This is a genomic window from Frankia sp. CoBUL1, assembly GCF_978021245.1.
The window spans coordinates 14,781-28,881 of the sequence record NZ_CDXDOS010000005.1 but is presented as its reverse complement, the minus strand read 5'-3'; the positions used below and the strand labels follow the sequence as shown (position 1 = coordinate 28,881).

Genomic DNA, 14,101 nt, shown 5'->3' with positions numbered 1-14,101 from the left:
AAAGCGGCGGTGGGTGCGTCCGGCGCGACCCGGCGCCGACGGGGGGACGATGTGGTGATGGCTGGGACCGGCAGGACGGATTGCGGCTTGAAGCCGCCCCGGACGGGTGCGGGGAGGTAGGCGGTGGCGCTGCGTAATGATGTGAAGACGCGGTTTCGCGATCCGCATCCCCATCCCTCCGGCGCGCGACCTCCGGTCCTGCCGTCGCGTCTCGTCCCGCGGCATGTGGGCATCGTCATGGACGGCAACGGACGGTGGGCGAAGATGCGCGGGCTGGCGCGAACAAAAGGACACGAGGCCGGCGAGGACGCCCTGTTCGACTGCGTCGAGGGCGCAATCGAGCTCGGGGTCCGATGGTTGTCGGTGTTCGCCTTCTCCACGGAGAACTGGAAACGGTCACCGGACGAGGTGGCGTTCCTGATGCGCTTCACCGATGGGGTGTTCGGCCGGCGCATCGAGGACATGCACGCGCTCGGTGTGCGGGTTCGCTGGGCGGGTCGTCGTCCCCGGCTGTGGGGGAACGTGATCAGGCGGCTGGAGTCGTCCGAGGAACGTACCCGTGACAACGACCGGCTCACCTTGGTGATGTGCGTGAACTACGGCGGCCGGGCCGAGATCGCCGATGCCGCGGCGGCGATCGCCCGGGACGTGCGGGAGGGCCGGCTGCGCGTCGATCGGATCGATGAGGCGACCATCGGCCGTTACCTGGACGAGCCCGACATGCCCGATCTGGACCTCGTCATTCGGACTTCCGGGGAGCAGAGGCTCAGCAACTTCCTGCTCTGGCAGGCCGCCTATGCCGAGTTCTCGTTCGTCGAGACGCTCTGGCCGGACTTCGACCGGCGCGATCTGTGGTCCGCCTGTGAGGACTTCGCCCGACGGGACCGGCGCTACGGCGGAACCGTCGCCCATCACGTCTGATGCCCGGGCCCGACGTTCCGACCGGACGCGACGTTCCGACCGGACCCGACGCTTCCCCCGTGCCCGACTGGGCGGTGCCGACGGCCGGTGCTCCGGTCGTCGCCCAGATCGCCTTCGCCGTGCCTGGGGACGCCGTGCCTGGGGACGCCGTGCCGGGCGGTGCGGGGTTCGCCGCGGCGGCACGTCCGGCGCTCGACGCGCTCGCCCGGGCCCCGGGATTCCGTGGTGGGCGGATCGCCCAGGCGCTCGACGAACCCGGCTCGTGGCTGATGACCACCGAGTGGGACGGGCCGGGCGCGTGGCGTCGCGCGTTGTCCGCCTTCGAGGTGCGGTACGCGCTGACGCCGCTGCTCGTCTTCGCGGTTGACGGGCCTGGCACCTTCGAGGTGCTGGTGTCGGTGGACGGGCCGGGCGGCTCGGCGCGGACCCATCGGTCCGACCGTACGCCGGACGCCGACACCGCGGCCCCCGGCGAGCCGCCGCGCTCCGTCGGTGCGCCGGGCGCCGGCCGGCCGTGACCAACCGCGGGATTGTCGGTGGGTACCGGTAGCCTCGACCCAGCATCATGGAATCTACGATCTATGGATTGTGGATCTATGGTTTGCAGATCTATTGATCATGAATTTATGGATCATGGATTCGGAGTGTCGATGTCCTGTGGACAGTCCCCTCCCTGATCGCCTGACCGCTCTCTTCGGACACCGGTCGCCGGCGGACCGGTGTCCGGTCTCCGGAGCCGGGGTGTCCCGCCCCACTCGTGACCGCGACAGCGAAATGCCGAGGCTCGCTCGATGTTGACCATGCAGGACGCGCTGCTGGCGCTGACCCGTTACTGGACCGACCGCGGCTGCATGATCGTGCAGCCGTTCAACACCGAGGTCGGCGCCGGTACGCTCAACCCAGCCACGGTGCTGCGGGTGCTCGGACCGGAGCCGTGGCGGGTCGCGTACGTCGAACCTTCGGTCCGTCCCGACGACTCCCGCTACGGCCACAACCCGAACCGGCTGCAGACCCACACCCAGTTCCAGGTCATCCTCAAACCGGATCCGGGTAACCCCCAGGAGCTCTACCTGGGTAGCCTCGCGGCGCTCGGCATCGACACCGCCGCCCACGATGTCCGGTTCGTCGAGGACAACTGGGCCTCGCCCGCGTTCGGTGCCTGGGGTCTGGGCTGGGAGGTCTGGCTCGACGGCCTGGAGATCACCCAGTTCACCTACTTCCAGCAGGCCGGTGGCCAGACGCTCGACACCGTCAGCGTCGAGATCACCTATGGCGTGGAACGCATCCTCATGGCCCTGCAGGGCGTCCGCCACTTCAGCGAGATCGCTTACGCCCCCGGCATCTCCTACGGCGAGGTGTTCGGCCAGGCCGAGTACGAGATGTCCCGGTACTACCTCGACGACGCCGACATCGACACCGTGCGCCGGCTCTACGCCGACTACGCCGCCGAGGCCCGCCGGCTCATCGACGCCCGGCTGCCCGTCCCCGCGCACTCCTACGTGCTGAAGTGCTCGCACGCCTTCAACATCCTCGACTCCCGGGGCGCGGTCTCTACCACCGAGCGGGCCACCTCCTTCGCGCAGATGCGCGGACTGTCGCGGGAGGTCGCGACGCTGTGGCGGGACCGCCGCGAGGAGCTCGGCCATCCCCTCGGGGCGGCCTCCCCGCCACCGGCCGCGGTGCCCGCCGCGGTGACCACCCGGGCCGAGGCGCCGGCCACCCTGCTGTTCGAGATCGGGACGGAGGAGCTCCCGGCGGCCGAGGTGACCCGGACCATCGAGGCGGTGCGCGCCGGCCTCGTTGAGCGGCTGGCGGCCACCCGCCTCACGCACGGTGCGGTCCGGGTGCTGGGCACTCCCCGGCGCATCGTGGCGATCGTTGACGAGGTGGCGCCCCGGGAGTCGGACGTCGAGCGGGTCGTCCGCGGCCCGCGCGTCTCGGCCGCCTACGACGCCGCCGGCGCGCCGACGAAGGCCGCCGTCGGGTTCGCGCGTGGTCAGGGTACGGATCCCGCCGGCCTCCAGGTCGTCACCCACCGCGGTGTCGAGCATGTCGCGCTCGTGCGCACCGAGGCCGGCCGGGACGCCGCCCGGGTGCTGGCCGGGGTGCTCGGTGAGCTGGTGGCGGGGCTGCGCGCGGAGCGCAACATGCGCTGGAACGATCCGACCTTGTCGTTCAGCCGGCCGGTGCGCTGGCTGCTCGCCCTGCTCGGCGAGACCGTGGTGCCGGTGACGGTGTCGACGCTCGCGGCCGGTCGGACCACCCGCGGCCACCGGCGGGCCGGCTCCCCACCGCTCGACGTGCCGAGCGCGTCCGGCTACCCAGAACTGCTCGCTGCCCGGTCGATCCTGCTCGACCCGGTGGTTCGCCGCGAGCTCGTCGTCGGGGAGGCGGCCAAGCTCACCGCGGACTCCGGCGGTCACATCGACCTCGTCGCCGAGGCGGACGTGCTCACCGAGGTGGCGAACCTCGTCGAGTTCCCGTGCCCGATCCTCGGGTCCTTCGAGGAACGCTTTCTGGACCTGCCGGCGGAGATCCTCACCACCGTCATGCGCAAGCACCAGCGCTACCTGCCGGTGCGTGACGCCGCCGGGCGGCTGCTGCCGTCGTTCGTAGCCGTCGCCGATGGTAAGGTCGACCAAGCGCTGGTCCGCGCAGGCAACGAGGACGTCATCCGGGCCCGGTTCACCGACGCCGCCTTCTTCTACGACGCCGACATCACGGTGCCGCTCGAGACGTTCCGGGCGGAGCTCGCGAAGCTGACGTTCGAGCAGCGGCTCGGCTCCGTCGCGGACCGGGCCGACCGCATCGCGGCGCTGGCGCGTGACCTCGCCGAGGAGATCGACCTCGGTGAGGACGACCGGGCCACCTTGGGCCGGGCGGCCGCGCTCGCCAAGTTCGATCTGGCCACCCAGATGGTCATCGAGCTGTCGAGCCTCGCCGGCACGATGGCGCGGGAGTATGCCCGCCGGGCCGGTGAGCCCGAGGCAGTCGCCGTCGCCCTCTTTGAGATGGAGCTGCCCCGCCGGGCCGGTGACCAGCTGCCCGGTACCGCCCCCGGTGGCCTGCTGGCCCTCGCCGACCGGCTCGATCTGCTTGTCGGGCTGTTCGCGCTCGACGCGGCCCCCACGGGGAGTTCGGATCCGTTCGGGTTGCGCCGGGCCGCGCTCGGGGTCGCCGCGATCCTGGGCAGCCGGCCCGAGCTCGCCGGCCTCACCGTCACCGGCGCGCTGGCCCGCGCCGCCCGACTCACCCCGGTGCCGGTGTCCGCCGAGGCGCTCGAGGCCGCCGAGACGTTTGTCCGTGGCCGCTACGTCCAGCAACTACTCGATGCCGGGGTGGACCACCGCCTGGTCGGCGCGGTCGGGCCGCTCACCGGCACGCCGGCCCGCGCGGCCGCCACCTTGGTGACACTGCGGCAGCTCGTCCAGGGGGAGTCCGCACCCGCCGCCGGCTTCGCCGCCCTGGCCGCCGCGTTGCAGCGGGTCCGCCGGATTGTGCCGGCCGGGACCCCGGCGGTGCTCGACGCGCAGCGCCTCACCGAACCCGCCGAGATCGACCTGCTGGAGGTCGTGACAGCGCTCGCCCAGCGGCTCGCGTCCTCCGGTGCCGATTCGGCTGTCACCGCGGAGACGGCGGCCGGAGCGATCTCCCTTGATGAGCTGGTCGCCGCAGCCGGAGACCTGCCGGCCGCCGTCGACGTGTTCTTCGACGCGGTGATGGTGATGGCCGACGACCCGGCGGTGCGGGCGGCGCGGCTCGGTCTGCTGGCCTGGATCCGGGACCTGACGGCCGGAGCTCTCGACTGGGAGGCTCTCGGCTCGCTATCCGCTTCCGTTCGCTGATCATGGGCATTCTGGCTGCGCATACCGTTACCGCGGGTTAGCGTCTGGGTATCACTCCGGGGCGGAAGGGACGACCATGGCGCGCTACGTGTATGGCTTCCACCAGGGCAACAAGGACATGAAGGATCTTCTCGGTGGTAAGGGTGCGAACCTCGCCGAGATGACGAATCTCGGCCTGCCTGTCCCGCCCGGGTTCACTATCAGCACCCAGGCATGCCGGGAGTATCTTGTCGGTGGCGAACCGGTCGGGCTACGGGCGGAGATCGATCATCATCTTGCCGCCCTGGAGACCGCCCGGGGACGGCGGCTCGGCCAGGCCGACGATCCGCTGCTGGTGTCGGTGCGTTCCGGCGCGAAGTTCTCCATGCCCGGGATGATGGACACCATTCTGAACATCGGCCTGACCGATCAGGCCGTCTTGGGCCTGGCCGAGCAGTCAGGTTCGCCGCGGTTCGCCTGGGACTCCTACCGCCGGCTGCTGGCCATGTTCGGCCGGACCGTCCTCGGCGTCGGCGAGCCGTCGTTCGACGCGGCCCTCGAGGCGGCGAAGCGGGCCAAGGGCACCAGCAGCGACCTCGACCTCGACGAGAACGACCTGCGGGCGCTCGTCGCGACCTACCAGCGGATCGTGCTCGAGCGCACCGGCCGCCCCTTCCCCCAGGATCCCCGCGAGCAGCTGGATCTCGCGATCCGAGCGGTGTTCGACTCCTGGAACGGGCCGCGGGCCCGGCTGTACCGCCGTACCGAGCGCATTCCGGACGATCTCGGGACGGCAGTGAGCGTCGTCGCGATGGTGTTCGGCAACCTTGGAACGGACTCGGGCACCGGGGTGGCCTTCACCCGGGATCCGGGCAGCGGCGAACCCGGCGTGTACGGAGACTATTTGCCCAATGCCCAGGGCGAGGATGTGGTGGCCGGGAGCCGTAACCCGGTTCCCCTCGCCGAGCTGGAGCGGATCGACCCGGCATCCTTCACCGAACTGCGCGAGATCATGACGCGCCTGGAGAAGCACTACCGGGACCTGTGCGACATCGAGTTCACGATCGAACATGGCAGGTTGTGGATCCTGCAGACCCGCGTCGGCAAACGCACTGCCGCGGCGGCTTTCCGGATCGCCGCCACGCTCGCCGAAGGCGGTGTCATCGACGACGACGAGGCGCTGTGCCGGGTGAGCGGCGACCAGCTCGCCACCCTGATGTTCCCGCGCTTCGACGACACGGCCCGGCCCGCCCCGATCGCGACGGGAGTGAACGCCGCGCCCGGGGCCGAGGTGGGGGAGGCCGTCTTCGACGCCGCCGAGGCGGTGCGGGTGGCGGCCGAGGGCCGACCGGTCATCCTCGTCCGCCGCGAGACGAATCCCGATGACCTCGCGGGCATGCTCGCGGCGCGCGGAATCCTGACCTCCCGAGGCGGCCGGACGTCGCATGCCGCCGTCGTCGCCAGAGGATTGGGCCGGACCTGCGTGTGCGGGGCCGAGGAGATCGAGGTCGATCCCGCCGGCCGCCGCCTCACCACCGGGCGGGGTGTGGTCGTGCGGGAGGGGGACATCCTCTCCATCGACGGGACCATCGGCGCGGTATACCCCGGTTCCGTACCACTCGTCCCATCACCAGTCGTCGAGTACTTCGAGGCCGGCCGTCCCGACGAGCCCGGCCGCCTCGACCATCCCCGGCCGGGCGGGGACCTGGTCGCCGCCGTGGACCGGCTGATGCGGCACGCCGACCGGTCCCGCCGGCTGCGGGTCCGCGCGAATGCCGACACCGGGCCGGACGCCGCGCGGGCCCGCCGGTTCGGCGCTGCGGGCATCGGGCTGTGCCGCACCGAGCACATGTTCCTCGGGGATCGTCGTACCCTGGTCGAGCAGATGATCCTCGCGGGAACGCCGGCCGAGCGGACCGAGGCGCTCAGCCGGCTGCTTCCCCCGCAACGGGAGGATTTCGTCGAGATCTTCACCGCGATGGACGGTCTGCCCGTCACGGTCCGGCTGCTCGATCCGCCGTTGCACGAGTTCCTCCCGGACCTCACCGAGCTGTCCGTGTCGATCGCCGCCGCGGACGCCGCCGGAAGGCCGGTCGGCGACGCCGACCGGGCGAGGCTGGCGGTCCTGCGCAGCATGCACGAGACCAACCCGATGCTGGGTCGCCGCGGCGTCCGACTCGCTCTCACCGTCCCGGGGCTGGTGGAACTGCAGGCGCGGGCGATCGCCGAGGCGCTGGTGCGCTGCCGCAGCGTAGGCGGTGATCCCCGTCCCGAGATCATGGTTCCGTTCATCTCCACCGCGACGGAGCTGGATGCCATCCGGGACCGGGTGCGCGGGGTGCTGGCCGAGGTCGGCACCGAGAGCGGCCTGGAGATCGACCTGCCGATCGGCACGATGATCGAGGTTCCGCGGGCGGCGCTCACCGCGGACCAGATCGCCTGGCGCGCCGAGTTCTTCTCGTTCGGCACCAACGACCTCACCCAGCTGCTCTGGGGTTTCTCCCGGGATGACGTCGAGGCATCGTTGCTGCCGCGCTACCTTGACCTCGGCATCCTCGCCGGGTCGCCGTTCGCGTCGGTGGACCGCGACGGGGTGGGCGCCCTGATGAGGACGGCGGTCCGGGCTGGGCGGGGCGCTCGGCCCGATCTCGGCCTTGGCGTCTGTGGCGAGCACGGCGGTGATCCCGACTCCGTGCACTTCTTCGCCGAACTCGGGCTCGACTACGTCTCCTGTTCGCCGTTTCGGGTGCCGGTGGCCCGGCTGGAGGCCGGGCGTGCCGCGGTTCTTGGCCGGTCGACGGTCGGGTGAGTTTCCGCCTGGCTCGTTTCCTGCCCTTTCCGGGCCGGGATCCCGATCGGGGCTGGGCGGATGAAGGGGGCAGTTGCCCTGTGATGTCGGTCGTGTGCCCATAGGGACGCTACTGTTCGTTCGTGTGGGCCTGTCCCGTCCTCGTCTCATCGTCAACCCGTTTCGCGTGACCTGGTACCGCGTGCCATGGTGGCGTTGGATGATGCGGGCGGTGGCGGCTGTCCTCCTCGGCATCATGGTTCTCGCCGTGGTGACGTTTCTGCAGGTCTGGTGGGTGGGCAGGGAGGATCACCGGCCCCGGTCCGACGTCCTCGTGGTGCTCGGTGCTTCGCAGTACGACGGGCGTCCCTCGGCGGTCCTCGCCGCCCGTCTCGACCACGTGCTGGAGCTCTACCGGGAGGGAATCGCCCCTCAGGTGATCACAGTCGGTGGGAAGCAGCCGGGCGACCGTTACACCGAGGGCGAGGCCAGCGCGACCTATCTGCGGCAGCGGGGTATCCCCCCGGATCGGGTGCTCGTCCTACCCGAGGGTTCGAACACGCTCGGATCGCTGACCGCCGTAGCCGGGTTGATGAACTCGCGGCACTGGCACACCGCCGTGCTGGTAACCGATCCCTGGCACAGCCTGCGTTCTCGGACGATGGCCCGTGACCTCGGTGTTGACGCCGTCACCTCCCCGGCCGACCGGGGGCCGGCCGTCCACGGCTTCGGCACGCAGGTCCGGTACATCATCCGCGAGGGGATCGGTTACCGGTGGTACCAGCTCTTCCGCCAGGCATCACCACCTTCGGCGACCACCCGGGCCGTCTGACACCGGGTCGACGCTCGTCGGCAGCAGCGGATACGAACCCGTGATGCCTCTGACATATCAAGGCCCACTTCGGCTCTCTTTGCCGTCGGCCGCCGCTGATACGGTTCGGATCGCCGGGTGAGGGGGTAGTGCGACACGTGGTAGTGAGGCAAAGCGGCGGAGTCGGCTGCCCGCGGCGCGAGAGAACCCTCCGGAGATTACCTTCCGGGTGTGGAACGACACTGTAAGGAGACTGGTGTGGCAACTCCCGTATCCGAGAGCACGGTCGGGACGGCCGACCTGGAGACGGTTCGGGAACTCGCGCAGCAACTGCGGGTCGACTCGGTGCGCAGCAGCACCTCGGCGGGTTCCGGGCATCCCACCTCGTCGATGTCGGCCGCGGACGTGCTGGCGGTTCTCGTCGCGCGCCACCTTCGGTACGACTGGGACAACCCGGCGGACCCGGCGAACGATCATCTGATCTTTTCGAAGGGGCACGCATCCCCGCTGATCTACTCCATCTTCAAGGCGGTCGGGGTCGTCGGTGACGACGAGTTGATCAATGGCTACCGCCGTTTCGGTGAGCGGCTTCAGGGCCACCCGACGCCTGTCCTGCCGTGGGTCGACGTCGCGACCGGGTCGCTCGGGCAGGGCCTGCCCGACGGCGTGGGCGTCGCGCTCGCCGGTAAGTACCTGGACAAGGTGCCCTACCGGGTCTGGGTGATCTGCGGTGACAGCGAGATGGCGGAGGGCTCGGTCTGGGAGGCACTGGACAAGGCCTCCTACTACAACCTCTCCAACCTCATCGCGATCGTCGACGTCAACCGGCTCGGCCAGCGCGGCCCGACCGAGCTCGGCTGGGACCTCGACACCTACGCCAGGCGGGTGGAGTCCTTCGGCGCTCGCGCGGTCGTCGTTGACGGCCACGACATCGCCGCGATCGACGCGGTGCTCGCCGACGCCGAGGACGTCACCCGGCCGACCGTCATCCTCGCCCGCACCCGCAAGGGCGAGGGCTTCTCCGAGACCGCGGACGTCGAGGGCTGGCACGGCAAGCCGTTCCCCGCCGACATGGCCGACCGCGCCATCGCCGAGCTCGGCGGCCTGCGCGACCTGCGGGTTCGCGGTCCGGTGCCGCCCGCGGGCCTCCCCCGACCGGCGCCGGTCGAGCGGCCCGTCATCACACTGCCCACCTACGATCTCGGCGCCAAGGTGGCGACTCGGCGCGCCTACGGCCAGGCGCTCGCCGCGCTCGGAGCCCGCACCGACGTGGTGGCGCTCGACGCGGAGGTCAGCAACTCGACCTACTCCGAGGACTTCGCCAAGATCTACCCGGACCGCTTCTTCGAGATCTTCATCGCCGAGCAGCAGCTCGTCGCGGCGGCGGTCGGGCTGTCGGTGCGTGGCTACGTGCCTTTCGCCTCCACGTTCGCGGCGTTCTTCTCCCGGGCCTACGACTTCATCCGGATGGCGGCGATCTCCCAGGCCGACATCCGGCTGTCCGGCAGCCACGCGGGAGTCGAGATCGGCGCCGACGGGCCGTCGCAGATGGCGCTCGAGGACCTCGCCATGATGCGGGCGGTCGGCGGCTCGACGGTGCTCTACCCGAGCGACGCGACGTCCGCCGCGAAGCTCGTCGAGACGATGGCGAATCTGCCCGGGGTCAGCTACCTGCGCACCACCCGTGGCGCCTACCCCGTGCTCTATGGCCCGGACGAGCCGTTTGCCCCCGGTGGTTCCAAGGTGCTCCGCCGATCGAATGCCGACACCGTCACGCTCATCGGTGCCGGTGTCACCCTGCACGAGTCGCTGGCCGCGGCGGACACACTCGTGGCCGAGGGGATCGCGGCCCGCGTGATCGACCTGTATGCCGTGAAGCCGGTCGACGCGGCGACGCTCGCCGACGCCGCCCAGGCCACCGGCGGGCGCATCGTCGTCACCGAGGATCACTACCCAGAGGGTGGACTGGCCAGCGCGGTGCTGGAAGCGCTCAGCGACGGCGGCGTGCCGCTGTCGGTCCGTCATCTCGCGGTGCGGTCGCTGCCGGGTTCCGGGACGTCTCAGGAGCTCCTGGACGCGGCCGGCATCTCCGCGAGGCACATCGTCGAGGCCGCCCGCGACCTGCTGCGCTGACCCGTCCAGGGCCGGCGGCCGGCGGCCGAGAAGGCACGGGGCTGGGACATCCGGTGGGACCGGGGGAGATCCCCCGGTCCCACCGGGCCGTCCCTCAGTCGTCTCCGGCTGGGGCGGGTGCTCCACCGAAGGTCATGTCGACCAGGGTGAGGTAGAGCCGGTCTGGACGCGGCAGGAACTGGATCTTGGAAAGTGCCTGGTCCTGGCCGGCGGACTCCACGACGAACTCGCCGTACCCGAGCAACCGGCCAAGCGGATCCCGGTTGTACGTGAGATCTGTGATCTTGGAAAGTGGCATCGTCTGGACCTTGCGGAAAAAGATCCCGGACACCTTCAGGAGCCGTTTGTCGGTGATCATAAGGTGCTCGAACTGCCAGTCGGCGACCCTCCACAGCATCCTCAAGATCATGAAGAGGGCGAAGTACCACAGCAGCGTGGTGATGATGCCGGCGTCGACGTCCTGCGAGGCGAACAGGATGTTCGCCACGAGCGCGAGCAGCACGGCCCCGACAGTCTGCAGGAAGATGGGCAGCAGGACCGCCCAGTGCAACCGCACCATCATCACCAGGCGCTCCTGGGATGCGAGGTACTTGGTGTCGCGCTGAGCCAGGTCCGGAAGCTGGAGTCTCACCACGCCGGCAGTGTCCCAGACATCAAGAGTGGCCGGGTAGCCATTACAGAGCGGTATCGGTTACGAACTGGGACACCCCGTTACCGACGGACTGCAGCCAGTCGAAGGCGCGGCCGACGATACTGGCCGCGCTGTTGGGCGCGGTCACCACGAAGAAGATGAGGAACGCGATCGCCCCATACCTAATGATCTTGTCCACGGCAGGCCTCCGGGCCGATTCGGGGAAGGGTGCGCACAAAGTATCGCCGCTGAGCTCGATGGAGGTCGCGGAATCGCGCCGATACTCTCAAACTCGTGGTCAGTGAGTGGTATGACACCTCGGACACGGCCCGTCGGGTCGTGGAACGCCCGAAGGCCACACCGGCTCAGCGCCGTCCCTTCGCCCGGGACCGAGCCCGGGTGCTGCACTCCAGCGCGCTGCGCAGGCTGGCGGGAAAAACCCAGGTCGTGGGCCCGCTCGACGACGACTTCCCGCGTACCCGGCTGACCCACTCCCTGGAGACCGCCCAGGTGGGCCGGGAGCTCGCCGAGGAACTGGGCGCGGACCCCGACCTGGTCGAGGCGGCGTGCCTCGCGCATGATCTGGGTCATCCCCCTTTCGGGCATAACGGCGAGCTGGCGCTTGACGAGGCCGCAGCCGCCTGCGGTGGCTTCGAGGGCAACGCCCAGAGCCTGCGCGAGCTGACCAGGCTCGAAGTCAAGATCGTCGACTGTGACGGTCGCAGCGCGGGCCTGAACCTTACCCGGGCGACCCTGGACGCGGCGACGAAGTACCCGTGGCCGCGCAGCCCTGGGCCCCGGGCGGACAGCGCGAAGTTCGGCGCCTACGCCGACGACCTGTCCGTGCTCCGCTGGGTCCGGGAGGGCGCACCGGCCGCCCGGCGCTGTATCGAGACGCAGATCATGGACTGGGCGGACGACGTGGCCTATTCGGTGCACGACCTTGAGGACGGGGTCGTTGCCGGACACATCGATCTGGCCGCCCTCGACGATTCCGGCCGCCGGGCGGAGCTCGCCGCCGCGACCGCCGTCCGCTACCCGGGGCCGTCCGCCGAGGCAGTGGCGGTAGCCCTGGGCACCCTGCGGTCCCAGCCCTGGTGGGTCCGCTCCGAGATCACTTCGGCCCGGGGCCAGGCCGCCCTGCGGGCGATGACCAGCGAGCTCATCGCCCGGTTCGCGCACAGCGCGGTCCGTGCCACCCGGGCGTGCCATCCCGACGGTCCGCTGTGGCGCTATGGCGCGGATCTGGTGGTGGATCCGGACACCGTGGCCGAGTGCGCGGCGCTCAAGGGGGTCACCGCCTGGTATGTGCTGGAGCGGCCGGGTGCCCGCGCCCGGCAGTCCCGGCAGCGGGAGGTGGTCGCGGAGCTCGTGGCGATGCTCTCCCGGGGCGCGCCGGACGTGCTCGAGCCGTCGTTGCGCGCGGCCTACCGCATGGCCGCTGACGATGCGGCACGGCTACGGGTCGTCATCGACCAGGTGGCGCGTCTGACCGACGCCAGCGCCGAGCGGCGGTATGCGCTGCTGTGTGGACGACCGGCGCCGCGGGTTCTGTGAGCCACGAGTCCGGTGTGCGGGGGACGCCGGTGTGCGGGGGACCCGGTGCGTGGTGGGTCCGGTGGGTGTCCACCGCTGGCCCGATGTCCCGACGGTGTTTCGGGTGTTCCCCCGTTCGGGGGGACACTCGCTCCCTCGGTTGGGGGAGCGAGCCGGCGCGCGCTCCGCGGCCCGACATCGCAGCTCGGCATGCACGTCACGGCCCCTGTCCCCAACATTCACGTGGCATGATCGGTACTGTCGTGCTTACGACACGTACCATCGCAGCGGTAGGACCGATGTGAGGGGCGCCGCGTCACTCGTCGACAGGCCGGGTAGGCCGGCGGGTGGTGGTCCTGGCATCGATCCGGCGGGAATGGACGTGGCAAACATATTGACGGGCGCTCTGCCCCGGGCGAGCTACCTCTCGTTCGGGTACCCGCAGAGTCTCGACGCGGACTTGGGAGGGACGGGTGGGGGGACGAATCCGTGACGCCGACGTCGCCCTGGTCCGGGAGCGCTCGCCGATTGCGGACGTCGTGGCCGAGCACGTACAACTGCGTCCGGCGGGGCGTAACGAGCTCGTCGGGCTGTGCCCGTTCCATGACGAGAAGTCACCCTCCTTCTACGTCAATGCGGCAACCGGCCTGTTCCACTGTTTCGGATGCCAGCAGGGTGGCGACGTCTACTCCTTCGTGCGGGAGATCGACGGGCTGACCTTCCGGGAGGCGGCGGAGCGCCTGGCGCGCCGGGCCGGGGTGGCGCTGACCTACGAGGGCGGTGGGACCACCGACCGTACGGTGTCCAGCCAGCGGCAGCGGCTGCTGGAGGCGCACCGGGTGGCCGCCGAGTTCTACGCCGAGCAGCTAGAGTCGCAGGCCTCCGCGCGCGCAGGCTGGGACTTCCTCGCTGCGCGGGGATTCGATCTCACCGCGGCGGCGCGCTTCGAGGTCGGCTACGCCCCGACCGGCTGGGACACCCTCACTCGGCATCTGCTCGCCCGGCGCTTCACCGGGGAGGAGCTGGTGCTCGGGGGGCTGGCCAAACAGGGCGTCCGCGGGGGCCTGATCGACCGTTTCCATCATCGGCTGATGTGGCCGATCAGGGATCTCGCCGGTGAGGTGGTCGGCTTCGGTGGGCGGCGCCTCGCCGAGGACGGCGCCCCGAACGCCGGGCCGAAGTACCTCAACACGCCGGACACGCCGTTGTTCAAGAAGGCGAACCTGCTCTACGGCGCCGACCTCGCCCGTCGTGACATCGCCCGCCGCTACCAGGTCGTGGTGGTCGAAGGCTATACCGACGTCATGGCCTGCCATCTCGCCGGGGTCACCACGGCCGTGGCGACCTGTGGCACCGCCTTCGGCTCCGAGCACGTCGCGGTGGTCCGCCGGCTGCTCATGGACTCCGACGAGCGTCGCGGTGAAGTGATTTTCACGTTCGACGGCGACGCGGCCGGG

10 protein-coding genes are annotated in these 14,101 nt (G+C 70.5%); 8 read left to right on the top strand and 2 right to left on the bottom strand.

Annotated elements, in window-relative coordinates; translation table 11 throughout:
• The first annotated feature begins 123 nt into the window (after positions 1–123).
• From AC08OX_RS01390 to AC08OX_RS01365, 6 genes are all read left to right on the top strand, one after another.
• Positions 124–921: an isoprenyl transferase gene (locus AC08OX_RS01390; protein WP_043590755.1), complete on the top strand. Its 798-nt coding sequence runs from the start codon at positions 124–126 to the stop codon at positions 919–921.
• 59 nt (positions 922–980) lie between these two features.
• The gene (locus AC08OX_RS01385) at positions 981–1,439 is read left to right on the top strand and encodes an antibiotic biosynthesis monooxygenase (protein ID WP_476606123.1); all 459 of its coding nucleotides are present in this window, start codon (positions 981–983) and stop codon (positions 1,437–1,439) included.
• 273 nt (positions 1,440–1,712) lie between these two features.
• Positions 1,713–4,766: a glycine--tRNA ligase gene (locus tag AC08OX_RS01380; RefSeq protein WP_476606122.1), complete on the top strand. Its 3,054-nt coding sequence runs from the start codon at positions 1,713–1,715 to the stop codon at positions 4,764–4,766.
• 76 nt (positions 4,767–4,842) lie between these two features.
• Complete coding sequence (gene ppdK / locus AC08OX_RS01375; protein ID WP_476606121.1) at positions 4,843–7,554, top strand: pyruvate, phosphate dikinase; 2,712 nt, start codon at positions 4,843–4,845, stop codon at positions 7,552–7,554.
• 124 nt (positions 7,555–7,678) lie between these two features.
• Positions 7,679–8,365 (top strand): YdcF family protein, encoded by a 687-nt coding sequence (locus AC08OX_RS01370; RefSeq protein WP_035730080.1) that lies wholly within the window; start codon positions 7,679–7,681, stop codon positions 8,363–8,365.
• A gap of 237 nt (positions 8,366–8,602) precedes the next feature.
• On the top strand, positions 8,603–10,477 hold the full coding sequence (locus AC08OX_RS01365) for a transketolase (protein ID WP_476606120.1): 1,875 nt from the start codon (positions 8,603–8,605) through the stop codon (positions 10,475–10,477).
• Between the two features lie 94 nt (positions 10,478–10,571).
• Here the strand turns inward: AC08OX_RS01365 and AC08OX_RS01360 are convergent, their stop codons facing one another.
• A complete protein-coding gene (locus tag AC08OX_RS01360; RefSeq protein WP_011435723.1) occupies positions 10,572–11,111 on the bottom strand; it encodes a PH domain-containing protein in 540 nt (179 codons plus the stop codon).
• 40 nt (positions 11,112–11,151) lie between these two features.
• Complete coding sequence (locus tag AC08OX_RS01355) at positions 11,152–11,307, bottom strand: hypothetical protein (protein ID WP_011435724.1); 156 nt, start codon at positions 11,305–11,307, stop codon at positions 11,152–11,154.
• A 95-nt stretch (positions 11,308–11,402) separates the two neighbouring features.
• Here AC08OX_RS01355 and AC08OX_RS01350 point away from each other — a divergent pair, with 95 nt between their 5' ends.
• Together AC08OX_RS01350 and dnaG are read left to right on the top strand one after the other, a co-directional pair.
• Entirely contained in the window at positions 11,403–12,665 is a 1,263-nt protein-coding gene (locus tag AC08OX_RS01350; RefSeq protein WP_476606119.1) for a deoxyguanosinetriphosphate triphosphohydrolase, read from the top strand.
• Between the two features lie 452 nt (positions 12,666–13,117).
• On the top strand, positions 13,118–14,101 hold a 984-nt coding region (gene dnaG / locus AC08OX_RS01345), incomplete at its 3' end, for a DNA primase (protein ID WP_476606118.1).

Bases quoted from the DNA above. Each gene is read 5' to 3' on its own strand.
- AC08OX_RS01380 (WP_476606122.1), top strand. From the start codon at position 1,713: ATGTTGACCATGCAGGACGCGCTGCTGGCGCTGACCCGTTACTGGACC.
- ppdK (WP_476606121.1), top strand. From the start codon at position 4,843: ATGGCGCGCTACGTGTATGGCTTCCACCAGGGCAACAAGGACATGAAG.